This window comes from Actinomycetospora atypica (assembly GCF_042653685.1).
Lineage (GTDB): Bacteria > Actinomycetota > Actinomycetes > Mycobacteriales > Pseudonocardiaceae > Actinomycetospora > Actinomycetospora atypica.
The window spans coordinates 12,613-35,936 of sequence record NZ_JBHSIV010000044.1 but is presented as its reverse complement, the minus strand read 5'-3'; the positions used below and the strand labels follow the sequence as shown (position 1 = coordinate 35,936).

Annotated in this window: 17 protein-coding genes; 12 read left to right on the top strand and 5 right to left on the bottom strand. The window is 74.3% G+C overall.

Going from position 1 to position 23,324, the window contains the following annotated elements; genetic code table 11:
* Window positions 1–183: 183 nt before the first annotated feature.
* The 9 genes from ACFPBZ_RS26270 to ACFPBZ_RS26230 all read left to right on the top strand — a co-directional run bounded on the left by ACFPBZ_RS26270 (window position 184) and on the right by ACFPBZ_RS26230 (window position 12,746).
* On the top strand, window positions 184–2,736 hold the full coding sequence (locus ACFPBZ_RS26270; protein WP_378039068.1) for a non-ribosomal peptide synthetase: 2,553 nt from the start codon (window positions 184–186) through the stop codon (window positions 2,734–2,736).
* A 17-nt stretch (window positions 2,737–2,753) separates the two neighbouring features.
* Window positions 2,754–3,851, top strand: a complete 1,098-nt coding sequence (gene sbnB, locus ACFPBZ_RS26265) for a 2,3-diaminopropionate biosynthesis protein SbnB (protein ID WP_378039067.1) — start codon at window positions 2,754–2,756, stop codon at window positions 3,849–3,851.
* 127 nt (window positions 3,852–3,978) lie between these two features.
* A complete protein-coding gene (sbnA, locus tag ACFPBZ_RS26260; protein WP_378039066.1) occupies window positions 3,979–5,226 on the top strand; it encodes a 2,3-diaminopropionate biosynthesis protein SbnA in 1,248 nt (415 codons plus the stop codon).
* A gap of 48 nt (window positions 5,227–5,274) precedes the next feature.
* Window positions 5,275–6,246, top strand: coding sequence for a TauD/TfdA family dioxygenase (locus tag ACFPBZ_RS26255; RefSeq protein WP_378039065.1), 972 nt, complete (start codon window positions 5,275–5,277; stop codon window positions 6,244–6,246).
* A gap of 7 nt (window positions 6,247–6,253) precedes the next feature.
* Window positions 6,254–6,682 (top strand): QcrA and Rieske domain-containing protein, encoded by a 429-nt coding sequence (locus tag ACFPBZ_RS26250; RefSeq protein ID WP_378039064.1) that lies wholly within the window; start codon window positions 6,254–6,256, stop codon window positions 6,680–6,682.
* A gap of 64 nt (window positions 6,683–6,746) precedes the next feature.
* Window positions 6,747–8,939 carry a protein kinase domain-containing protein gene (locus ACFPBZ_RS26245; RefSeq protein ID WP_378039063.1) on the top strand — a complete coding sequence of 731 codons (2,193 nt, stop codon included), beginning with the start codon at window positions 6,747–6,749 and terminating at the stop codon, window positions 8,937–8,939.
* A 106-nt stretch (window positions 8,940–9,045) separates the two neighbouring features.
* Window positions 9,046–10,602 carry an acetolactate synthase large subunit gene (locus ACFPBZ_RS26240; RefSeq protein WP_378039062.1) on the top strand — a complete coding sequence of 519 codons (1,557 nt, stop codon included), beginning with the start codon at window positions 9,046–9,048 and terminating at the stop codon, window positions 10,600–10,602.
* Window positions 10,603–10,774: 172 nt separating this feature from the next.
* Window positions 10,775–11,149, top strand: coding sequence for a YchJ family protein (locus tag ACFPBZ_RS26235; protein ID WP_378039061.1), 375 nt, complete (start codon window positions 10,775–10,777; stop codon window positions 11,147–11,149).
* A gap of 100 nt (window positions 11,150–11,249) precedes the next feature.
* Window positions 11,250–12,746, top strand: coding sequence for a long-chain-fatty-acid--CoA ligase (locus tag ACFPBZ_RS26230; RefSeq protein ID WP_378039060.1), 1,497 nt, complete (start codon window positions 11,250–11,252; stop codon window positions 12,744–12,746).
* A 4-nt stretch (window positions 12,747–12,750) separates the two neighbouring features.
* Here ACFPBZ_RS26230 and ACFPBZ_RS26225 read toward each other — a convergent pair whose 3' ends face one another.
* The 3 genes from ACFPBZ_RS26225 to ACFPBZ_RS26215 all read right to left on the bottom strand — a co-directional run bounded on the left by ACFPBZ_RS26225 (window position 12,751) and on the right by ACFPBZ_RS26215 (window position 17,012).
* Window positions 12,751–14,961, bottom strand: a complete 2,211-nt coding sequence (locus tag ACFPBZ_RS26225) for a DEAD/DEAH box helicase (protein ID WP_378039059.1) — start codon at window positions 14,959–14,961, stop codon at window positions 12,751–12,753.
* A 190-nt stretch (window positions 14,962–15,151) separates the two neighbouring features.
* A complete protein-coding gene (locus ACFPBZ_RS26220; RefSeq protein ID WP_378039070.1) occupies window positions 15,152–15,775 on the bottom strand; it encodes a ribonuclease H family protein in 624 nt (207 codons plus the stop codon).
* A 31-nt stretch (window positions 15,776–15,806) separates the two neighbouring features.
* A complete protein-coding gene (locus ACFPBZ_RS26215; RefSeq protein ID WP_378039058.1) occupies window positions 15,807–17,012 on the bottom strand; it encodes an acyl-CoA dehydrogenase family protein in 1,206 nt (401 codons plus the stop codon).
* A gap of 229 nt (window positions 17,013–17,241) precedes the next feature.
* On the opposite strand from ACFPBZ_RS26215, the gene ACFPBZ_RS26210 reads away from it, so the two are divergent.
* Window positions 17,242–18,189: a pseudouridine-5'-phosphate glycosidase gene (locus ACFPBZ_RS26210; RefSeq protein WP_378039057.1), complete on the top strand. Its 948-nt coding sequence runs from the start codon at window positions 17,242–17,244 to the stop codon at window positions 18,187–18,189.
* A gap of 169 nt (window positions 18,190–18,358) precedes the next feature.
* Here the strand turns inward: ACFPBZ_RS26210 and ACFPBZ_RS26205 are convergent, their stop codons facing one another.
* Together ACFPBZ_RS26205 and ACFPBZ_RS26200 are read right to left on the bottom strand one after the other, a co-directional pair.
* A complete protein-coding gene (locus ACFPBZ_RS26205; protein ID WP_378039056.1) occupies window positions 18,359–19,717 on the bottom strand; it encodes an APC family permease in 1,359 nt (452 codons plus the stop codon).
* 71 nt (window positions 19,718–19,788) lie between these two features.
* The gene (locus ACFPBZ_RS26200; RefSeq protein WP_378039069.1) at window positions 19,789–20,787 is read right to left on the bottom strand and encodes an LLM class flavin-dependent oxidoreductase; all 999 of its coding nucleotides are present in this window, start codon (window positions 20,785–20,787) and stop codon (window positions 19,789–19,791) included.
* A 97-nt stretch (window positions 20,788–20,884) separates the two neighbouring features.
* Between ACFPBZ_RS26200 and ACFPBZ_RS26195 the strand changes: the two genes are divergently transcribed.
* Window positions 20,885–22,810 carry an acetoacetate--CoA ligase gene (locus ACFPBZ_RS26195; protein ID WP_378039055.1) on the top strand — a complete coding sequence of 642 codons (1,926 nt, stop codon included), beginning with the start codon at window positions 20,885–20,887 and terminating at the stop codon, window positions 22,808–22,810.
* 19 nt (window positions 22,811–22,829) lie between these two features.
* Window positions 22,830–23,303 carry a hypothetical protein gene (locus ACFPBZ_RS26190; protein ID WP_378039054.1) on the top strand — a complete coding sequence of 158 codons (474 nt, stop codon included), beginning with the start codon at window positions 22,830–22,832 and terminating at the stop codon, window positions 23,301–23,303.
* Window positions 23,304–23,324 lie beyond the last annotated feature (21 nt).

Sequence of the window (23,324 nt, the reverse complement as noted above, 5' to 3'; positions counted from 1 at the left end):
CCCGGCCCCGGCCCCGGCCGCCGCTCCCGCCGCAACCCCCGCTCGCCCGCCCGTCCCGGGCCGCCCGGGTCCCGCCGTGCCGCGCGCGACCCTCCACGGTCCCCGCTACACCGTCCCCTCCGGCGCGGGCGCGGGCCTCGTCGACGCCGCCGGAGCCCGACCGAGGAAGGACCGGGAGCACCCATGACCACCGTCCAGGAGACCGAACCCACCGCCCGCGTCGCATGGGGCACCGTCGTCGCCGGCGGGGCGAGCCCGCTCCCGCGGTGGTGCCCCCGGCCCGCCGGGGCGGGCACCGGCAGCGTCGTCGAGCCCGTCCCGGCCGACCTCGCCGCCGCCGTGCGCGAGGCCGCCCACGACCACGGCGTCTCGGTCGGGGCCGTCGTCCTCGCCGCGCACGCCCGGGTCGTCGCGGCCCTGACGGGCGAACCGGAGACCCTCACGGCCCTCGCCGTCGGAGCCGGACGCGAGCCGCGCCCGTGCCGCGTCGACACCGGGGTCCCGTCGGGGTCCGACCTGGTCGCGGCCGCGCACGCCGCGATCCTGCACGCGACCGGCGAGCCCGATCCGGACGCGACCGACCACGCCCTCGCCGCCCTCCGAGCCGACCCGGCCACCGGGCTCTGGCCCACGACCGTGCTCGACCCGTTCGCCGGCGAGGACCCCGGACCGACCGCCCTCGGCGACGCGACGACCGTCGTCCGGGTGGTCTGGACCGCCACCGCGCTGCGGGTCGACCACCGCACGGACGTGCTCGACGGCGACGCCGCGGCCCGGATCGCGGGCTACCACCTGACCGCCCTGCGGCTGCTCACCGCCGACCCGGCGGCGCCGCCGTCGGCCGGCTGCCTTCTGGGGCCCGAGGAACTGGCCTTCCAGATCGACGGGCTCGCGGGCCCCGTCCGCGACCTGCCCGACCGGCGGGCCCACGACCTGGTGCGCGACCGCGCCGCGGAACGCCCGGACGCCGTCGCCGTCGTCCGGGGCGGGGAGGCCTGGACCTACCGCGAGCTCGACGAGCGCTCCGACGCGATCGCGCGCGCCCTGCTCGCGCGGGGGCTGGGGGCGGAGGACGTCGTCGCCGTCGTCGCCGAGCGCACCCTCGGCTGGGCCGCCTCCGTCCTCGCGATCCTCAAGGCCGGCGGGGCCTACCTCCCGCTCGAGCCGCACTTCCCGCCCGACCGGATCGCCACGGTGCTCACCCGCGCCGGCGCGCGGTTCGTGCTCACCGAGCCCGACGCGGCGACCACGCTCGACGAGGCCCTGGCCGGGCTCGGCCCGGCGGGCCCGACCCGGTTGCTGGTCGAGCAGGCGTGGAGCGAGGACCACCCGGGGGTCGATCCGCGGGTCGAGGTGGGCCCCGGGCGCCTGGCCTACCTGTACTTCACGTCGGGCTCGACCGGCGAGCCGAAGGGCGCGATGTGCGAGCACGCCGGGATGCTCAACCACCTCCTCGCGAAGATCGCCGACATAGGTATCGACGAGCACGCGGTGGTGGCCCAGACCGCCCCGCAGTGCTTCGACATCTCCCTGTGGCAGCTCGTCGCGGGCTGGCTGGTGGGGGCGACGACGGTGCTCGTCGAGCAGGAGGTCGTCCTCGACGTCCCGCGCTTCGTCGACCTGCTCGCCCGGCACCGGGTGACGGTCGCCCAGCTCGTGCCGTCCTACCTCGACGTCGTCGTGTCCTACCTCGAGCAGCAGCCGGTGCCGCTGCCCGACCTGGCCCGCGTGGCGGTGACCGGCGAGGCGGTGAAGAAGGAACTGGTCGTCCGGTGGTTCGCGGTGCGCCCCGACGTCCCCCTGGTCAACGCCTACGGCCTCACCGAGACCAGCGACGACACCAACCACGAGATCCTCCACGCGGTCCCCGACCACGACCGGATCCCGCTGGGGCCCGCGGTGCAGAACGTCCGGGTCTACGTGGTCGACCCCGCCCTGCAGCCGGTGCCGCTGGGCGCGCCCGGCGAGATCGTCTTCTCCGGCGTCTGCGTGGGGCGCGGGTACGTCAACGACCCCGAGCGGACCGGCGCGGCGTTCGTCCCCGACCCGCTGCGCCCGGGGGAGCGCCTCTACCGCAGCGGCGACCACGGGCGCTGGCTGCCCGACGGCAAGCTCGACTTCCTCGGCCGCCGCGACCACCAGGTCAAGATCTCGGGCTTCCGCATCGAGATCGGCGAGATCGAGAACACCATGCTCCGGGGCCCGGAGGTCCGGGACGCCGCGGTGGTGGTGAGCGAGCGCCCCGGGCGGGGCAAGCAGCTCGTCGGGTTCTACGGCGCACCCGCCCCGATCCCCGACGACGTCCTGCGCGGCCTGCTGGCGGCCTCGTTGCCGGGCTACATGGTCCCGCCGGTGCTGCACCACCGCGAGTCCCTGCCGGTCACCGCGAACGGGAAGATCGACCGCAAGGCGCTGACCGCCCTCGCGCTCGAGCTCGACGGGCCCTCCCACGACACCGGGAGCGCCGGCGACTCCGCCCCGCGCACCCCCACCGAGCGACGGCTGGCCGCGGTCTGGGCACCGCTGCTCGGCGTCGACGAGGACGCGGTCACCCGCGACACCCACTTCTTCGAACACGGCGGGTCCTCCCTGCTCGCCGTGAAGATGGCGGTCCGGCTGCAGAAGGCCGTGACCCTCCCGGAGATCGGCCGGAACCCCGTCCTCGCCGACCTCGCCGCCCTGCTCGACGAGCGCGCGGCCACCCCCGGCCCGACCGACCCCACCCCGGCCCCGTGAGCACCCAGGAGGCGACCATGTCCCCAGTCGGCACGTCCACCGCCGCTGCCCCCGACGCCGTCGCGGCGCCGTCCGGCGGCGCCCCCACGTTCGCCGTGATCCCGGGGGCCCAGGTCGCCGCGGCCCTCGAGGGCCGGGAGCGGGAGATCGTCGACGTCGTCGCGCGGACCTACCGGATGCACGGGGCGGGGCAGACCTGCAACCCGCCCTCGTACTTCCTGCGGTTCGACGACAAGCCGAACTCCCGCATCATCGCGCTGCCCGCCTCCGTCGGCGGCGAGGTCGGCGTCGACGGGATCAAGTGGGTGTCGAGCTTCCCCGACAACGTCGCCGCGGGCATGCCGCGGGCCTCGGCGGTGCTGATCCTCAACGACCACGCCACCGGCTATCCCTTCGCCTGCCTCGAGGCGTCGATCATCAACGCGGTGCGGACCTCGGCCTCGGCCGCGCTGGCCGCCGACCGGCTCACCACCGGCCGGGCGCGGCCCCGCCGGGTCGGGTTCTTCGGGGTCGGGCTCATCGCCCGCTACCTGCACACCTACCTCGCCGCGACCGGGTGGGAGTTCGACGAGGTCGGGGTGCACGACCTGAACCCGGACAGCGCGACGGGGTTCCGCGGGTACCTGGAGCGGCACGACCCGGCGACGACGGTGCGCATCCACGAGGACGCCGAGTCGCTCGTCCGCTCGAGCGACCTCCTCGTCTTCGCGACCGTGGCGGGCGTCCCGCACGTCCACGACCCGGCGTGGTTCTCCCACCACCCGCTCGTCCTGCACGTCTCCCTCCGGGACCTGGCCCCGGAGGTCGTGCTGGAGGCGACCAACGTCGTCGACGACGTCGACCACTGCCTGCGGGCCAACACGTCGCTGCACCTGGCGGAGCAGCAGGTCGGGAACCGGGACTTCGTCCACGGCACGCTCGACGACGTCATGGCCGGCCGCGTGACGCCCGACCCGGACCGGACCACGGTGTTCTCGCCCTTCGGGCTCGGGATCCTCGACCTCGCGGTGGGCAAGGCCGTCTACGACGAGGTCGTCCGCGACGGTCGGTTGCAGACGATCGACGGTTTCTTCCACGAGATGACGCGCTACGGGAAAGCGTCCGAGTCCCGATGATCCGCCCGGAGATCCGGGAATTGTCCGTGACGGGCGGTGACCGGCCGTGGCGAAATGTGTCAGACCCTTATCGGAAATGCGCGAGGTAGGCCATGCTGTGCGACACACGAGGGTGGGAGGCCATGCCATGAACGAATTCGACGGCGTCGACGAGGCCGGCCCCACCGGGCGGATCGACCTCCACGGGCTCGACGCGCGCACCCTCGTGGTGCACCCCGGCGAGACGGTGCGGGTCACCTACCCCCCCGGTGACGCGAGCGGTACACGGCCGCCGACGATCCTCCCGCCGAGGTCACCGCACGTCGGCCCGGCCCGGGCGATGCGCGACGGGCGACGCTCCCCGACCGGCGCCCCCACCCCCCGTCCCTCCGGACCGCCGCCGAACATCGTGTCGGCGCCCCAGCAGTTCAACACCCACGACCTGTTCGTCGACATGCGCCCGATCGTCGACCAGCGACTGTTCTGCAAGGTCGAGGGCATGAACTTCGCGGGGTCGGTGAAGCTCAAGGCGGCCGCGTCGATGGTGGAGGCCGCCGAGGCCGCGGGGCAGCTGAACCCGTGGTCGATCATCGTCGAATCGTCGTCGGGCAATCTCGGCGTGGCCCTCGCGATGGTGAGCGCGAACCGCGGCTACCGGTTCATCTGCGTCACCGACGACCGGTGCAATCCGCAGACCCGCCGGCTCATCGAGACCTACGGGGCCGAGGTCCACGTCATCTCCGTGCCGCACCCGGAGACCGGCCTGCTCGGGGCCCGCCTCGAGTACCTCCGCGGCCTCTGCGACCGCGACCCCGACACCGTCTGGCTCAACCAGTACGAGAACCCGGCCAACGCGGGCGCCCACTACGCCACCACGGCGCCGTCGATCGCGCGGGCGGTCCCCGGCCTCGAGGTGCTCTTCGTCGGCGCGGGGACCTGCGGCACGCTCATGGGCAACGCCCGCTGGTTCAAGCGGCACCGGCCCGACGTCAAGGTCGTCGCCATCGACGTCGAGGGCTCGGTCAGCTTCGGCGGGCCGGCGGCCCCGCGGCACATCCCGGGCCTCGGGATGGGCATGACGCCCCCGGCGCTCGACCGCTCGCTCGTCGACGACGTGGTGATCGTCCCCGAGACCGAGACCCTGCGGATGTGCCAGCGCCTGGCGATGCGGGGCTTCCTCTTCGGCGGGTCCACCGGCACGGTCGTCGCCGGCGCCACCCGCTGGCTGGCCCGCAACGCGCACCCCGACACCCTCGCGGTGACGCTCGCGCCCGACCAGGGCGAGCGCTACCTCGACACCGTCTACACCCCGGCGTGGCGCGAGCAGCACTACGGCACGGCCGCGCACCTCTCGCGCCCGCACCGGCTGCCCGACCCGGCCGCCGACTCCGACTGATCCCCTCCGAGAAGTTCCCCGGGCGACCCGACCGCCGAAGGAGAGACCATGTCCGCACCGCCCCGGCCGCCCGCCGTCAACCTCGACCTGCGGGCCGGCCGACCCCCGATCCTGTGGACCGACGGCGGGCCCGACCCGGCGGCCTGGGCGGCCCAGCACCGGCACGAGGTGCGCCAGATCCTGGCCCGCTACGGGTCGGTCCTGGTGCGCGGCCTCGGGCTGCGCGACCAGGGGCGCACCGCGGCGGTGATGGCCCGGCTGTCGACCGCCGGTCTGCTGGGAGAGCGCGAGCCGTTCGCGCCGCGCACCCAGCTCGGCGACGGCCTGCTGTCGGCCACGCCGTGGCCCGCGAGCCAGCAGATGTGCCTGCACAACGAGCTGAGCTACGTCCCCGACCCGCCCTCGTTCATGTTCTTCGCGTGCCTGGCCCCGCCGACCTCCGGCGGCGCCACGCCGGTGGGGGACGCGGCCGCCGTGCTCGCGGCGCTGCCCCCGGCGCTCGTCGCCCGCTTCGAGCGGGAGGGCTGGCTGCTCGTCCGGCACTACAACGACGACATCGGGGCCTCCTGGGCCGAGGCGTTCGGCACCGGCGACCGCGGCGCGGTCGAGCACTACTGCCGGAGCCAGGGCATCGAGTTCACCTGGGACGCCGACGGCGGGCTGCGGACCCGGCAGCGGCGGCGGGCGGTGGTGCGGCACCCCGTCGACGGGCGGCCCTGCTGGTTCAACCAGGTGGCCTTCCTCAGCGAGTGGGCCCTCGACCCCGACGTCCGCGAGTACCTCACCGACCTCCACGGGCCCGACGGCCTGCCCTTCACCACCCGGTACGGGAACGGGGAGCCGATCGGCGAGGACGTCGTGAACCTCGTCAACGAGGCCTACGCGGCGCACACGCTGCGCGAACCGTGGCAGGCCGGCGACCTCCTCGTCCTCGACAACATCCGCACGGCCCACGGTCGCGACCCCTACGAGGGCGACCGCACGGTCGTCGCCGGCATGTCCGACCCGATCCGCCTCTGAGCCTGCCGTGACCGGGGAGGGCACCGACCGCCGCACGCTGCTGGCGGCTGCGGCGGTCCTCACCCCGGTGGCGGCCTGCTCCGGCCCCGCCCCGCCACCGCCCGCCGGCTTCGCCCCGGGGAGGCCGATGGCCGACCCCGCGGCGACGTCGGGGACGGTGCTCGGCCCCGCCGCGGCCGTCCCGGCCGGCGGCGGGATCGTCCGCCGCGACCTCGCGGTCGTCGTGACCCGGTCGGCGGACGGCGAGCTCCGGGCGTTGTCGGCGATCTGCCCGCACGACGGCTGTCTCGTCGGCGAGGTCGTCGACGGGGCGATCGTCTGCGCCTGCCACGGCAGCCGGTTCGCCCTGGACGGCTCGGTCGCCCGGGGCCCGGCGACGACCTCCCTCGCCGTCCGGCCGGTCCGGGTGGAGCAGGGCCGGATCGTCCTCGGATGACCCGGCGACGTGACTGTCCGTACCAGTGGGAACGACCGGGACCGAGCGGGGAGCAGGAGGAGAGATGACGCTCTTCGGGCAGTACGAGATCGGCGAGCTGATCGGCCGCGGCGGGATGGGCGAGGTCCACCGCGCCTACGACACCCGCCGCAACCGGGACGTCGCCCTCAAACTGCTGCCCGCCGCGACGAGCGGGGATCCGGAGTTCCAGCGGCGGTTCCGCCAGGAGTCCTACGCGCTGGCCAAGCTGCGGGAACCGCACGTCGTCCCGATCCACGACTACGGCGAGATCGACGGCCGCCTCTACATCGACATGCGCCTCGTCGACGGCCGGTGCCTCGCGGACGTCATCGCCGAGACCGGTCCGCTGGGGCCCGAGCGGGCGGTGGCGCTCGTCGCCCAGGTGGCCGACGCGCTCGACGCCGCCCACGCGGAGGGGCTGGTGCACCGCGACGTCAAGCCCTCGAACATCCTCGTCACCCCCACCGACTTCGCCTACGTCGTGGACTTCGGTCTCGCCCACGCGGCCGGGCACACGCGGTCGTGGGCGACCGTCTCCGGGGCGACGCTGGGCACGCTCGACTACATGGCCCCGGAGCGGTTCGAGAACCGCGAGGTCGACGCCCGCACCGACGTCTACGCCCTCGCCTGTGTGCTCTTCGAGTGCCTGACGGCCGCGAAGCCGTTCCCCGGGACCGACCTCCCGTCGCAGATGTACGCCCACGTCTACCTCAGCCCCCGCCGCCCCGGCGAGCTCGTCCCGGGCGTCCCCGAGGGGCTCGACGACGTCGTGGTCCGGGGGATGGCCAAGGAGCCGTCCCGACGGTTCGCGAGCGCGGGGGAGCTGGCCCGCGCCGCCCAGGAGGCCCTCACGGCCGCCGAGCCGGAGCCCGCGACGGGCTCGGTGTCGGCCCCGATGGCGACGGCGGGCGTCGGACTCGCCGCGCCGACCACCGCGCTCGCGGCGACCGGCGCCCCGGGAGCGGCGGGAGCCACGGGCACGAAGGGAACCGAGCCCACGACCACGGTGGTCCCGACGACGCCCGGGCCGGGCCCGCGGGCACCGGGCCGCGGCAGCTCGGCCGGGCCCCCGCCCGCCGCACCGCCGGGCCCGCCACCCACCACGGGGCCGGTACCGCCCGCCGCCTCGCCTGCGACGCCGACGCGCCGGTCCCGGACCCTCGTGCTCGTCGCCGCCGCCGTGGTGGTCGTGGTGGTCGCGGCCCTCACCGTCGGGCTCCTGACGGGGTTCGGGAGCGGCTCCGGCGGAGCCGGCTTCTCGCCCGGGCAGCAGGGCGCGAGCGTCGCGGCGGGCGGGAGCCGGCCGGCCGCCGCCCGGAGCGTGGCGACGCCGACGGTGGCCCAGACCGTGCCGGTGGGCCCGACCCCCGGCTACATGGAGGTCGCCCCGAGCGGGAAGTTCGCCTACATCGCGAACCGGCAGTCCGGCGTGGTCACCGTCTTCGACACCACGAAGAACGTCGCCACCGGCACGATCCCCGTCCCCGAGGGCGGCCCGCAGTTCATCGACTTCTCCCCGGACGGGGCGCGCGCCTACGTGAGCGTCACCAACCAGGACTACTCGCTCAACGAGGTCGCGGTCATCGACACCGGGACGGCGGAGGTCGTGGCCCGCATCCCCACGGGCAAGCGGCCGTTCGCGCTCCACGTGTCGCCCGACGGGTCGCGCCTGTACGTGCCGAACCACGACTCCGGGTCCATCACCGTCATCGACACCGCGAACGACGCCGTGATCAACACGATCCCGGTCGCGCCGAACCCGCACTGGGTCGACCTCTCCCCGGACGGCACGCGGCTCTACGCGGCGAACCACGAGTCCAACCTGCTGACCACCATCGACACCGGCACCGACACGATCGTCGGGACCACCCCGGTCGGCCTGAGCCCGCACTCGATCGTCCGGATGCCGGACCGGCCGGTGCTGCTCAACGCCAACTACGACGCCAACACGCTCTCGGTGACCGACACCGACACGGGCCGGGTCGTTGCCACCGTGCCCACCCAGGACCACCCGCAGGACATCACGCTGAGCGCCGACAACCGGCACGCCTACATCGCCCCCGTCGACGCCAACAGCATCCAGGTCCTCGACACCGCGACCCTGCAGATCACCGCCACGGTGCCCACGGGCCGGGGCCCGACGAGCATCGCGGTGGGCCCCGAGGGCCGCCAGGCCTACGTCACCAACCTCCTCGACGGGACGGTCACCGTCCTCAACATCGCCGGGACCGCCTAGGGGCACGGGCGGGCCCCGGCTTCCGTTCCGGGGCCGGCACCGTGTGGAGTGGGCCTATGAGGACATCGTCGTGCTCCCCGTCCGGTCCGTGCCCGGAGCAGTTCGCGTGAGGGGCGCCGAGGCGCTGGTCGGCTCCCTGGTGGAAGCGGGCGTCGACGTCTGCTTCATGAACCCGGGCACGTCCGAGATGCACTTCGTGCAGGCACTCGACTCGGTCCCGGAGATGCGGGGCGTCCTGACCCTGTTCGAGGGTGTCGCCACCGGCGCCGCGGACGCCCACGCCCGCATCACCGGCCGGGCCGCCGCGGTGCTGCTGCACCTGGGGCCGGGCCTGGGCAACGGCCTCGCGAACCTGCACAACGCCCGCCGCGCCCGGACCCCGGTCCTGCTCGTGGTCGGGGCGCACGCCACCGACCACGTGCGCCACGACGCGCCCCTGCAGTCGGACATCACCGCGCTGGCCCAGACCGTGTCGGGCTGGGTCCACACCTCCGGCGACGTCCGCGACGTGGCCGACGACGCGATGCGCGCGCTGGCGGCGACTACGGAGCACGGCGGCCAGGTGGCGACGCTGGTGCTGCCGGCGGACGTGTCGTGGTCCGAGGGCGGCGCGCTCGCCCCCGCGCTCCCGGCCACGCCGCCGGTGCCGCCGGTGCCGTCCCGGGTGACGGCGGCCGCCGCGGCGGTCCGCGAGCCCGGCGCGGTGATCCTGCTGGGCGGCCCGGCCCTGGGCGTGGCGGCGATGGACGCCGCCGGGCGGATCGCGGCGGCCACCGGGGCCCGGCTGCTGGTCGAGACGTTCCCGCGGCGCTGGGACACCGGGGCCGGCCGCCCGCGGGTCGACAAGCTCGCCTACTTCGCCGAGGAGGCGATCGCGCAGCTCGAGAAGGCGTCGTCGCTGGTCCTGGCCGGGGCCCGGTCGCCCGTGTCGTTCTTCGGCTACCCCGGGGTGCCGGGCGACCTGGTGCCCGAGGGGTGCCCGGTCGTCGGGCTGGCCGACCCGGCGTCCGACGTGACCGCCACCCTCGAGGCCCTCGCGGCCGAGGTGGCGCCCGACGCGGTGGCCGAGCCCGCGCCCCGGCACGCGCCGGAGCCGCCCCCCGGGCCGCTGGACGTGCGGTCGATGTGCGCGGCGGTCGCCGCCACCCTGCCCGACGACGCGATCGTCGTGGACGAGTCGCTGACCGCGGCGGGCGTGCTCGCCCCGGCCCTGCAGACCGCCGCCCCGCACACGCAGCTCGCCCTGACCGGTGGGGCGATCGGGCAGGGCCCGCCCACGGCCGTGGGCGCGGCGATCGCGGCCCCCGACCGGCCGGTGGTCGCGGTGCAGGCCGACGGCAGCGCCCTGTACACGCTGCAGGCGCTGTGGACCCAGGCCCGCGAGCAGCTCGACGTCACCACCGTGATCATCAACAACTCCGCGTACGCGATCCTGCGGGTGGAGCTGGCGCGCACCGGGGCGGGGGAGGCGGCCCACTCGGGGCGGGCGGGCCGGATGCTGACCCTGGCGGACCCGACGCCGGACTTCGTGGCGCTCGCGACCGGCTACGGCGTGCCGGCGCGGCGGGTGGAGACCACCGAGGACCTGCTCGAGGCCCTGCGGTGGGCCCGGTCCGAGCCGGGCCCGCACCTGGTCGAGGCCATCGTCCCGGCCCTGGGCTGACCCGGGCCGGGAGACCCCGGGCACGTCTGGTTGCCCGCAACTAGATGAATGCGCAACTATGGGGGAGTCGACTTCCTCGCCCCCCGGGGGAGTCGACCAGGCCCCGTCATCCGATCCCCCTCGGGTGGCGGGGCCGTTCCATGCCGTGACCCACGGCCTATCGTCGGCGTCCGTGGTCACCCGCCGCTGTCCCTGCGGACTGCCCGAGACGTTCGACGCGTGCTGCGGCCGCTACCTCGGGCCGGACGGCGCCGCACCGCCGACGGCCGAGGCGCTGATGCGGTCGCGCTACACGGCCTTCGTCCGCGGCGACGTCGGGCACCTGCTGCGCACCTGGCACCCCGACACCCGCCCCGCCACGCTCGAGCTCGACCCGGCGGTGCGGTGGCGCGGGCTCGAGGTGACCGACCGCGTCGGCGGGGGACTGTTCGACGTCGAGGGCGTCGTCGAGTTCCGGGCCCACCACCGCGACGGCGTCCAGCACGAGCGCAGCCGGTTCTCCCGCGACGCCGGCCGGTGGGTCTACCTCGACGGCGTCGCCCGCTGAGCGGCCGAGCACCTGCACCCTCGGCGGCGGAATCGACGTGGCGGCGCCGAGCGAACATGATGGCCGCCACATCCGACCTCGATCCCTGGGGGACCGCCCGGTGAACCTTTCCCGGAACCTGCTCGACACCGCCGACCGCCAGCCCGACCGGGTGGCGCTCCGGGCGGGCGGGACGGAGATCGACTACGCGTCGTTCCTCACGGCGGCCCGGGCGGTGGCGGGGGCGCTGCGCGATCTCGGGGTGGAGCCGGGGGACCGGGTGGGGCTGGTGTCGGCGAACGCGCCGGCGTTCCCGATCGGCTTCTACGGCGCGCTCATCGCGGGCGCGGCGGTCGTGCCGATGAACCCGATGCTCACCGAGCGGGAGGTGACCTACTACCTCGAGGACTCGGGGGCGAGCGCGGTCATCGCCCTCGACGAGGTGGCGAAGGCGGCGCGCGCGGCCGGGGAGGCGAAGGGCCTGCCGCTGCTCGAGCTCCCGGCCGCCGGCCCGGCCGAGGGGCAGCTCGCCGGGGAGCCCGTCCCCGAGCCGGTCGAGCGCGCCGACGACGACCTCGCCGTCATCCTCTACACCTCCGGGACCACCGGTCAGCCCAAGGGCGCGATGCTGACCCACCACAACCTGGACTCCAACGCCCGGACCACCGTCGAGGCCCTGATCCGGACGACCCCCGACGACGTGATCATGGGCTGTCTCCCGCTCTTCCACGTCTTCGGGCTCACCTGCGGGTTGAACGCCGCCGTGCTGTCCGGGGCGTCGCTGGCCCTCATCGCGCGCTTCGACCCCGCCGCGGTGCTGAAGATCATCGAGGAGCAGCGGGTCACGGTGTTCGAGGGCGTCCCGACGATGTACGGCGCCCTGCTCGACACCGACGCGCGGGCCGACACCAGCAGCCTGCGGACCTGCATCTCGGGTGGGTCGGCGCTCCCGGTCGAGGTGCTGCACGCCTTCGAGGAGAAGTTCGACGCCACGATCCTGGAGGGCTACGGCCTCTCGGAGACCTCGCCGGTCGCCTCGTTCAACCAGCCCGACCAGGAGCGCCGGGCCGGCTCGATCGGCCTGCCGGTGCCCGGGATGGAGCTTCGGATCGTCGACGACTCCGGGGCGGACGTGCCGGTCGGGGAGGTCGGCGAGATCGCGATCCGCGGCGAGGGCCTGATGGCCGGCTACTACGGCCGCGAGGAGGCCACCGCCGAGTCGATCCCCGACGGCTGGTTCCGGACGGGCGACCTCGCGAAGGCCGACGAGGACGGCTACCTCTACATCGTCGACCGCAAGAAGCAGCTGATCATCCGCGGCGGCTACAACGTCTACCCCCGCGAGATCGAGGAGGTGCTCTACCAGCACTCCGCGATCGCCGAGGTGGCCGTCGTGGGCCTGAAGCACTCCCGGCTGGGGGAGGAGGTCGGGGCCGCAGTCTCCGTGCGCTCGGGCGCCGAGATCGACGTCGACGAGGTCCGGGCGTTCGCGAAGGAGCAGCTCGCCGCCTACAAGTACCCGCGCCACATCTGGGTCGTCGACGACCTGCCGAAGGGCCCGACCGGCAAGATCCTGCACCGGGAGGTCGTCCCGCCGGAGGACCTGCCGGTCGAGTAGCCCCTCAGGCCGCCGGCGTCCGCGACCGCAGCTCGTCGGTGAGCAGGGCGACGAGCGCCGCGTGCTGCGCGTCCGTGGACGACCCGACCTCCTCGTCGGACCCGTCGAGCGCCACGGCCGCGAGCCCGGCCTTGTCGTCGATGAGCTCCGCGATCCGCGCGTCGATCGTCTGCGCGGCGATGATCCGCCACGCGGTCACCGGCATCGACTGCCCGATCCGGTGGCTGCGGTCGATCGCCTGGGTCTGCTCGGCCGCGGTCCACGGGAGCTCGGCGAGCACCATGTTGGACGCGACCTGCAGGTTGATGCCCACGCCGGCCGCGGTCAGCGAGCAGACCGCGATCGCGACCTCGGGGTCCTTGACGAACGCGTCGATGTTGCGCTGGCGCGCGGCGGAGGTCTGGTCGCCGCGGATCGAGGAGTACCGCACGCCCTGCTTGGCGAAGGTCTCCTCGGCGGCGTCCATGACGTCGACGTGCTTGGCGAAGAAGACGACCTTGCCGGCGCTGCGGGCGAGCTGCGCCGCGTAGTCGGCGGCGAGCGCGGCCTTGGCCTGGCCGATCCGCCGCATCATCGAGAACACGTTGTCGCCGCTCGACGAGCCGGCCGCGTCCTTCTGCTCCCAGGTGGCCACTCGGCGCACGAGGTCGTGGTCGATCCCGTCGACCGGACCGGACCCGCGGGCGGCGAGGGCATCGTCGTACCGGATGACCATGCGGCGCGCGAGGTCGCGCTCCGCGGCCCGGATCGAGCGTCCGGCCGGTCCGTCGAGTTCGACCGGCAGGTCGGCGACGCGGCGCGCGGGGATGTCGGCGGCCACGTCGACCTTGCGCCGCCGGACGATCCCCATGTCGACGACGCACTGGCGGGCCGCCGAGTAGAAGCCCGGGTCGGCGGGGGTCAGCCCGGTCTCGGTCAGCGCGTCCATGAGGGCCACGAGGGGCTTCTTGTCGTCGATCCAGCCGAGGAACTCCCAGATCGCGAGGAAGTCCTCGATGTCGTTGATCAGCGGCGTGCCGGTCAGCGCCATGAGCAGCGGCTGCGCGGTGAACGAGCGGATGCGCTCGGAGAGGTTCAGGACGTGCTGCGAGCGCTGCGAGGTCTTGTTCTTGATGAAGTGGGCCTCGTCGACGACCATCCCGCGGAACCCGAAGTCGCCGAGCCAGCCCACGTGCCGGTCGAGGATCTCGTAGTTCACGACGACGATGTCGGCGAACCCGTTGACGGAGTCGCCGTTGCCGTGGATCGCGGTGGCCGAGCGCCGCGGGGCCCACATGCCGGCCTCACGGACCCAGTTGGTCTTCACGACGTTCGGCACGACGACGAGCAGCGGGTAGGCCTTGGCGGCCTCGGCCGCGAGCAGGGCCTGGGCCGTCTTGCCGAGGCCGGGCTCGTCGGCGAGCAGGAACGTGCGGTGCCCGTCCGCGGCGGCGGCGACCATCTGCGCCTGGTGCGGCATGAGCTCCTGGCTGCCGCCGGGCACGGTCCGCGACCCGGAGGCGGGCAGCTCCATGCAGGCGGGGGCCCCGGCGCCGGCGCGCTCGAAGGAGCGCAGCAGCGGCCCGAGGAGCTCCCAGCCGGTGAGGCGCGACGGGCGCGGCCCGCTGGGGCGGGCGGCCGAGAAGTCGGGGGCGAGGAAGGGGTTGGCCATCTGCCGGGAGACGACCGACTGCGGCACGATCACCGCCTTGGCGGGCGCCGCGGGCGACTCCTCCTCCGGCTCGGGCTCGGGTTCGGGGGCGGCCTCGACGCCGGCGCGACGGAGCATGTCGCGCTCGAGCGCGCGGGCCTCGTCGCTGACCACGGCGTCCTCGCCGAGCAGCGCCATCAGCGACTGGTCGCGCACGGCGCCCATCGCGAGCGAGGTCGCGACGTCGTCGAGCCGCTTGAGCTGCTCGTTGCGCTTCGTCTCGCCGATGGTGTCGTCGGCGCGGACGCGGGCGCGCTCGTCGCGCAGCATCAGCGCGACGGCCTGGAACTTGGTGCGGGTCGCCGAGGTGACCCGGCCGTTGCCGAGGGCGGTGCGGACCTCGCGGACGGCGCGCGTGAGCACCGACATGACGTCCTCGCCGCCGCGGCGACCGCGCCGCTTGTCCCCGTTGCCACCGCGGCGTGCGGCGGTCGGGGGCTGGCCTCGTCGAGCCACGTACTCCTCCTCCTGCAGGCACACCGCCTCCGGGCGGCTGACCTGCGCCGTCGTCGCGCGGACGGGCATCACAGCGGACGCCGAGGCGGAGTGGCCGCCTTCGAGCCGTCATCGGCCCGGCGTCACCGCGAGAGGGTGACGTCACCCGCCGCGCGGACCGACCGCACCGGACGGAACGCGGCACAGCGGGGTCGGCTTGCGCCCCTCACTGTACGCGGGCGGACCCGGCGAGGGCACGCCGCGCCCCGGATCGGCGTGTCTAGGACGCGACGACCGCTTTCGACTGCTCCACGGCGAGCTTGTCGACCAGGTCGTTCATCTCGTCGCCCGAGTGGCCCTTGGTCCAGCGGAACGAGACGTCGCCGCGGGAGGTGACCAGCTCGATCAGGGGCTCCCACAGGTCGCGGCTGACCACGGGCTTCTTGGCGCTGGTCGTCCAGCCCCGCGCGATCCAGCCCTTCCACCAGCCGTCGCGGAAGCAGTTCACGACGTAGGTCGAGTCGCTGACCACCACGAGCGGCCCGTCGAGGGCGCGCACCGCCTCCAGGGCGGCCCGGATCTCCATCCGCTGGTTGGTGGTCCCGGGCTCGCCGCCGCTGCCCCGGCGCCCGTCGCGGGTGGCCCAGGCCCAGCCGCCGGGGCCGGGGTTGCCCGAGCAGGCACCGTCGGTCCACACCTCGAGTGCTCCCTCCGGGGCCGGCATGTCCGCGCGCGCGGGCTTCCTCGCCTTCGCCGCGGCCTTCGTCGGGCGGCCCGACGCGCTCTTCGGGGCGTCCTCGGCGCAGGCCGCGTGCGCCCACCGCTCCCCGGCCCGGGCGATCTCCTCGCCGGGCTGGACGGGGGAGGCGCAGACCCCGCAGGTGGTGGCGTACTTGGCGGTCATCGGCACGCCGACCAGGGTAGGACGGCCGGCTCTAGCGCTTCCCGGCGCTCCACGCGTAGGGCAGCTCGGAGCCGTTGAGCACGTGGTCGCCGACCGTCTGCAGCTTGTAGATCAGCGGGTTGTGCACCGACACCGTGCGGGCGTTGCGCCAGTGCCGGTCGAGGCGCAACGACTCGGAGGTGATCGACGCCCCGCCCACCTCGAACAGCTGCGTGGTGGCGTCGAGGACCGTCGGGATCACCGCGGCCTGGGCGCGGGCCACGTCGAACTCCACGCGGTCGAGCCGGTCGGCGTCCTCGTGGTCGCCCGCGAGGATGTCGTCGAGCTGCCCGGCGACGTCGAGCACGATGGTCCTCGAGGCGTAGGCGGCCGACGAGAGCCGCCCGATCACCTGCTGGACCAGCGGGTCGTGCCGGGGCAGGTCGGCCGCGGCGTGGGTGAAGGTGCGGGTGCGCTCCCGGACCCAGGCCGCCACGTCGTCGGTGGCGCGCTGGGCGATCCCGGCGAGCACCGCGAGCTGCACCAGCTGCAGGTAGGCCGTGCCGTAGGTGCGCCCGGGCGTGCCGTAGCCGGGGCCGAGGAGCCGGTCGGCGGGGACGGCCACGCCGTCGAAGTCGGTGGTGCCGCTGGCGGTGAGGCGCTGGCCGAAGCCGTCCCAGTCGTCGTGCTGGGTGATGCCCTCGGCGTCCGCGTCGACGAGCACGGCGACCCGCTCGCCGTCGCGGTCGGCCGCCACGACGATGTGGTCGGAGTAGAGGCTGCCGGTGGAGTAGTACTTGGTGCCGCTCAGGCGGAGGGCGTCGTCGTCGCCGGTCACGGTGGTCCGGTAGCGGTCGACGGCCCCGACGCCGGGTTCGGTGATGGCGTTCCCGACGAGGCGGCCCTCGGCCACCGCGGTCAGCCAGCGGTTGCGGTCGGGCCCCGGCTCGGCGAGGAGCTGCTCCTCGACGAACCACCAGTGCACACGCAGCGCCTGCGGCAGGTTCGACTCGGCCGCGGCCAGGTTCACCAGCTGCCGGAAGAGCTGGCGCACCGTGGCGCCGTAGCCGCCGTGCTCCACGGGCACGCGCAGCGCGCCGAAGCGGACCTCGTTGAGGGCCCGCACGGCGTCGTGGGCCAGGGTCCGGTCCTTCTCCCGCTGCACGGCGCCCTCGGCGATCCGGGCGAACACGGGGGCGAAGACCTCGTCGAGCTGCTCGTCGGTGTACGTGCGGGTGTCGGGGACGGTCGCGGTCATGGCAGGTCCTTCCGGGCGTGGACGCGCGCGTACGGCGCGTCCTCGGGGAGGCGGAGAAGAGCTGACGACTGGGAGGTCAGCGGCGACAGAGGGCGGAGGACACGCGCGCGAGGTCGATGTGCCCCCGCGTGGTCAGCAGCGCCGTCGCGATCACGCCGCCGACCATAACCCGGCCCACGGACTCGTCGGGAACGATGTGAGGAGGCCGGTCACCGGGCAGGGTGGTGCCATGCCCGCCGCACCCGCCGTGGCCGTGTCCGACGACGTCCGGGAGGCGGTGGCCGCCGGGCGGCCGGTGGTCGCCCTCGAGACGACGATCATCACCCACGGCCTGCCCCGCCCCCGCAACGTGACGACGGCCCTCGACGCCGAGCAGCTCCTGCGCGACGCGGGGGTGGTGCCGGCGACCATCGGCGTCGTCGGGGGCCGGCCCACCGTCGGGCTCACCGGGGAGGAGATCGAGCGGCTGGGCTCCACGGACGCGGTGCACAAGATCGGCACCCGCGACCTGCCGGTGGCGATGGCACAGGGCTGGTCGGGCGGCACCACGGTGGCCGCGACCGCGCTGCTCGCCCACCGCGCCGGGGTCGGGGTGTTCGCCACCGGCGGGCTCGGCGGGGTGCACCGGGGCGCGGCGACGACGTTCGACGAGTCGGCCGACCTCGTCGCCCTCGCGGGGCTCCCGGTCCTGGTCGTCTCGGCCGGGGTCAAGTCGATCCTCGACGTCGGGGCCACCCTGGAGCGCCTGGAGACCCTCGGCGTCACGGTCCTCGGCTACCGGACCGCGGTGTTCCCGGGCTTCTACGTGCGCGACTCCGGCTTCGGCGTCACCGACCGCGTGGAGACCCCGGCGGAGGCCGCCGCGGTGGTGCGGGCCCGCGACGCGCTCGGGCTGCGCTCGGCGGTGCTGCTGGCGAACCCCGTCGACGCGGCGGAGGAGCTCGACGACGAGGTCCACCGGGCGGTGCTCGACGGCGCCCTCGCCGACGCGGAGACCCACGGCGTGCGCGGCAAGGACACGACCCCGCACCTGCTCGACCACCTGCACCGCGCCAGCGAGGGCCGCAGCCTGGAGGTCAACGTGGCGCTGTACCGGGCGAACGTCGCGCTCGGGGGAGAGGTGGCCCGGTCACTGGCGTTCGTCGGCGAGCTCCACCCGCCAGGCACCGCCACATGATCACCAGGACGACGAGGATCCGGACGCCCACCGTACGGATCCTCGTCGTTGCGATGATCATGACCGGGCCCGAGGGGGCGAGGGCGCGAGCCTGGAGGTCGACGTGGCGCTGTACCGGGCCGACGTGGCGCTCGGGGGAGAGGTGGCCCGGTCACTGGCCCTCGCGTGATCAGAAGTTGAGGGTCGTCTCGCTCGGGCCCTGGTCGAAGCGTCGCCGCCCGACCCGGGCGAGGATGAACAGGACCGCGCCGACCACCAGGTAGAGCAGGGCGAGCAGCCAGATCTCGCCCGACTGCTGGGTGAGCAGGGCGACGCTCGCGATGATCGCGAGGACCGGGACGATCCGCGGGATCGTGAAGTGCGGGTGGTCGACCCGGTCCTTCTTCAGCACCAGGCACGAGATGTTCGTGGAGATGAAGACGAACACCAGGAGCAGCACCGTCATGTCGGCGAGGGTGCCGATCCCGCCGACGAAGCTCATCCCGATCGTCGCCCCGCCGACGAACAGGATCGCGACCCAGGGCGTCCGCAGGGTCGGCGCGACGTTGCCGAAGACCGACGGGAGCAGGCCCGCCTCGGCGAGCCCGTAGGTGGCGCGGCTGGCCATCACCATGAACAGCAGGGCGCCGTTGGCGATGGCGACGAGCGCGACCAGCGAGAACAGCCACGGCGGGATCGAGAGCCCCGACGCGTTGATCACCTCGAGCAACGGGCCGGTGGACTGCGCCATCGTGGTGGGGTCGACGACGATCGAGGCGCCGAGCGCGATGAGCAGGTAGATCACGCCGGCGGTGATGATCGCGCCGAAGAGGGCCCGCGGGTAGGACCGGCTCGGCTCCTTGACCTCCTCGGCCATGTTCGCCGCCGCCTCGAAGCCGAGGAACGAGAAGAACGCCGTGATCGAGGCCGCGAACGCGCCGTAGAGGATCGGCTGGTCGGGCGACGGGGTGAGGATGCGGCCGACGTCGCCGTTCCCGCTGCCGAAGACGATCGCGGCCACGACGATCACCAGGACGAGGCCGCTGACCTCGATGACGCTCGCGACGACGTTGGCGGCGAGGGACTCCTTGACCCCGCGCAGGTTGATGGCGGTCAGCAGGATCAGGAAGACGACCGTCACCGGGACGGCGGGCACGTCGATCAGCGCGGTGAGGTAGTCGCCGGAGAACGCGGTCGCGAGCAGCGCCGACGTCGTGATCCCCGAGGACAGCATGAAGAAGCCGACCACGAAAGTGACGATCGGGATCTTGAACGCCCGCTCCGCGTACCGGGCGGCGCCCCCGGCGTGCGGGTACTTCGTGATCATCTCGGCGTAGGTGCCGGCCGTGAGCAGGGCGAGCACGAGGGCGAGGACCAGCGGCAGCCAGAGCATGCCGCCGACGTCCTCGGCCATCGTCCCGACGAGCGTGTAGATGCCCGCGCCCAGGGTGTCCCCGACGATGAAGAAGAACAGCAGGACGACGCCCACCGACCGCTTCAGCTTGGTCGGTGGTTCGTCGGTGGTGGTGCCTGCGGCGGGTTCGGCCATCCGGGCATCGTCACACGATCGCGCACCGGATGTCTGGTTCGCCGGGAACTCGCAACACGACCGTCAAGCGGTTACGAGACCGCCGCGGGCACGGCGACCTTCGTGGCGAGGAGCTCCCAGCTGCGCCACCAGCTCTCCCGGCGGGGAGCGGCACCGGCGACGATCAGCTCGTCGGCGTCCGCGAGGGCGGTGAAGTCCTCGAGGTAGCGCGCGACGACGTCGGGCGTCCCCACGGCGCTGTAGCGGGTCATCGACCGGATCTGCTCGCCCGCGCCGCTGTCGAGCACCGCGTCGGCCTCGGCGTCGGTGAGCCGGCGTCCCTGCCGGCCCGCGAACATGCGGACCCGCTGGCGCTGCATCGCCCGGAACTGGGCCTGTGCCTCGTCGTCGGAGTCCGCGGCGATGACGTTCACGGCGGCGAGCACGTGCGGCTCGGCGAGCTGCTCCGACGGCCGGAACTCGCGGCGGTAGATCGCGACGGCCTGCTCCAGCGCCTCCGGGGCGAAGTGCGAGGCGAAGCCGTAGGGCAGGCCGAGGACGGCGGCGACCTGGGCGCCGTAGAGCGACGACCCGAGGATCGTCAGCGGCACCTTCGTACCGCGGCCGGGGAAGGCCCGGACGCCCGGGACCAGGCTCTCGTCGGCGAGGAACGCCTGGAGCTCCTGCACGTCCTGCGGGAAGCGCTCGGACGCCCGCGGGTCGCGGCGCAGGGCGCGGAAGGTCTCCTGGTCGGAGCCGGGGGCCCGCCCCAGTCCCAGCTCGATCCGGCCGGGGTGGAGCTCGGCGAGGGTGCCGAACTGCTCGGCGACCTGCAGCGGCGAGTGGTTGGGCAACATCACGCCGCCGGAGCCGAGCAGGATGCGCTCGGTGCGGGCGGCGACGTGGGCGATGAGCACGCTGGTCGCGGCGGAGGCGATCGACGCCATGTTGTGGTGCTCGGCGTACCAGATCCGGCGGAAGCCCCAGTCCTCCGCGCGCTGCGCCAGGGTCGTACTGGTCTCGAGGGCCTCGGCCACGGTCTCGCCGTCGGCGACGGTGGCCAGATCGAGGATCGAGAAGGGCACGGGCAAGGACACGGCACTACCTCCGGGTGGGACGGTCCCTGGCGACAACGACGGCGGGCGCCCATGACTTCCCGGCCGAGCGTGCGCGGACGATGATCGGGCCATGACGGTGATCCCCGGAGCCGCTCCTCCCGACGGGACCGCGATCGGGCAGTTCGTCGCCTGGCTCGCGGAGCGCGGCTGCGACGTGGCCTCCTACGACGAGCTGTGGCGCTGGTCGGTCTCCGACCTCGACGGGTTCTGGGCCGCGATCGCGGAGTACTACCGCGTCGAGGGCCTGTCCGACGAGGTCCTCGCCTCGCGGGACATGCCGGGGGCGCAGTGGTTCCCGGGCAGCGCGATCAACTACGCCGCCCCGATGCTCGGCGGCGACCCCGACGCGACCGCGGTGATCGCCTACTCGCAGACCCGGGAGAAGTTCGAGCTCACCTCCGGCGAGCTGGCCGACCAGGTCGCCCGGTGCCGGGCCGGCCTCGTCGTGCTGGGGGTGGGGCGCGACGACCGCGTGGTCGGCTTCCTGCCCAACATCCCCGAGGCCCTCGTCGCGTTCCTGGCCTGCGCCTCGCTCGGCGCCGTCTGGGCCTCCTGCGCCCCGGAGTTCGGCGCCCGCAGCGTGGTCGACCGCTTCGCCCAGATCGAACCGACGGTGCTGCTCACCATCGGCGGCTACACCTACGGCGACAAGCCGATCGACAAGTCCGACGACGTCGCCGCGATCCGGGCGGCGCTCCCGACCGTCCGTCACGTCGTGGCGGTGCCCTACGGCCCGGTCGAGGTGCCCGACGCGCTGACGTGGGCGGAGCTGCTCGCCGAGCCGGGGGAGCTCGCCTTCCAGCCGGTGCCGTTCGACCACCCGCTCTACGTGCTGTTCTCCTCCGGCACCACGGGGCTGCCCAAGGCGATCGTCCACGGGCACGGCGGCATCCTGCTCGAGCACTACAAGAACCACGCGCTCGCGCTCGACCTGCGCCCCGGCGACCGGTTCCTCTGGTTCACCACCACCGCGTGGACGATGTGGAACATCCTGATCTCCGGCCTGCTGCACCGGGCCGCGATCGTCGTCGTCGACGGGAACTTCCTGTATCCCGACCTCACCGAGCAATGGCGGATCGCCGCCGACGCCCGGGTGACCCAGCTCGGCACCAGCCCCGGCTACCTCATGGCCTGCCGCAAGGCGGGGATCGAGCCGGCCGCCGGGCGCGACCTCTCGGCGATCCGCACCCTCGGCATCACCGGGGCGCCCCTGCCCGAGGAGGGCTTCGACTGGGCGTCCGAGCAGCTCGGCGCGGGAGTCCTGGTCAACTCCATGAGCGGCGGCACCGACATCTGCTCCGGCTTCGTCGCCGGCAACCCCTGGCTGCCGCTGGCCCGCGGCGAGCTCGCCGGCCCGTGCCTCGGCGTCGACGTGACGGTGTTCGACGAGGCCGGCCACGAGGTCGTCGACGAGGTCGGGGAGCTCGTGATCCGCGAGCCCATGCCGTCGATGCCGGTGCGGTTCTGGAACGACGAGGGCGACGAGCGCTACCTCGAGTCCTACTTCGACGTCTTCCCCGGCGTCTGGCGTCACGGCGACTGGGCGATCCGCACCTCGCGGGGGAGCTTCGTCATCACCGGCCGCTCCGACGCGACGCTCAACCGCGGCGGGGTGCGCCTGGGCACCGCGGAGTTCTACTCGGTGGTCGAGGAGCTCCCCGAGGTCGTCGACTCGCTCGTCGTGCACCTCGAGGACGCCGCCGGCGGACCCGGGCAGCTGCTGCTGTTCGTCGTCCCGGCCGAGGGCACCGAGGTCGACGACGATCTGCGCCGGCGGGTGCGCGCGGCCCTGCGCCGCGAGCTCTCGCCCCGCCACGTCCCCGACGCGATCGAGGCCGTCCCCGCGATCCCGCGGACGATGACCGGCAAGAAGCTGGAGAAGCCGGTCAAGCAGATCCTCGGCGGACGCCCCGTCGAGGAGGTGGTGAGCCCCGGCGCGGTGCAGGACGCCGACGCGCTCGGCGCCTTCGCCCGCTTCGGGCAACGGGCCCGCTGACGCCCCCGGGGTGGCGCGGGTGCGGCGGGCGTGGGAGGTCGAGCGGGCGTCGGTGGTGCCGGCGGCGGCCGAGGACGTCTGGCGGCGGGTGGCCACGTTCGCCGGGATCGACGACGAGCTGCGGCCCTTCCTGACGATGTCCGTCCCCCGCGGTGCGGATGACCTGACGATCGACACGGCACCCGTGGGTGAGCCGCTCGGACGGTCGTGGGTGCGCCTGTTCGGCGTGCTCCCGGTCGAGTACGACGACCTCCTCCTCGTCGAGGTGGAGCGCGGCCGACGGTTCCGGGAGGAGTCGACGATGTTCGCGATGCGGCGCTGGGTGCACGACCGCACCGTCGAACCGGTCCCGGGTGGCGCGCTGGTCACGGACCGGGTGGTGCTGGAGCCGCGGGCCCTCCTGGTCCTGGCGGGCCCCCTCCTGCGGGTCGTCGTCGCCGCGCTGTTCGCCCACCGCCACCGTCGCCTCGTCCGGCCCCGCCGGAGGGCTTGACAGGGCCGACCCCACGCTCGA

Coding starts and splice junctions, on each gene's coding strand:
- ACFPBZ_RS26270 (WP_378039068.1), top strand. CDS start 184: ATGACCACCGTCCAGGAGACCGAACCCACCGCCCGCGTCGCATGGGGC.
- sbnB (WP_378039067.1), top strand. CDS start 2,754: ATGTCCCCAGTCGGCACGTCCACCGCCGCTGCCCCCGACGCCGTCGCG.
- sbnA (WP_378039066.1), top strand. CDS start 3,979: ATGAACGAATTCGACGGCGTCGACGAGGCCGGCCCCACCGGGCGGATC.
- ACFPBZ_RS26255 (WP_378039065.1), top strand. CDS start 5,275: ATGTCCGCACCGCCCCGGCCGCCCGCCGTCAACCTCGACCTGCGGGCC.
- ACFPBZ_RS26245 (WP_378039063.1), top strand. CDS start 6,747: ATGACGCTCTTCGGGCAGTACGAGATCGGCGAGCTGATCGGCCGCGGC.
- ACFPBZ_RS26225 (WP_378039059.1), bottom strand. CDS start 14,961: ATGCCCGTCCGCGCGACGACGGCGCAGGTCAGCCGCCCGGAGGCGGTG.
- ACFPBZ_RS26220 (WP_378039070.1), bottom strand. CDS start 15,775: ATGACCGCCAAGTACGCCACCACCTGCGGGGTCTGCGCCTCCCCCGTC.
- ACFPBZ_RS26215 (WP_378039058.1), bottom strand. CDS start 17,012: ATGACCGCGACCGTCCCCGACACCCGCACGTACACCGACGAGCAGCTC.
- ACFPBZ_RS26210 (WP_378039057.1), top strand. CDS start 17,242: ATGCCCGCCGCACCCGCCGTGGCCGTGTCCGACGACGTCCGGGAGGCG.
- ACFPBZ_RS26205 (WP_378039056.1), bottom strand. CDS start 19,717: ATGGCCGAACCCGCCGCAGGCACCACCACCGACGAACCACCGACCAAG.
- ACFPBZ_RS26195 (WP_378039055.1), top strand. CDS start 20,885: ATGACGGTGATCCCCGGAGCCGCTCCTCCCGACGGGACCGCGATCGGG.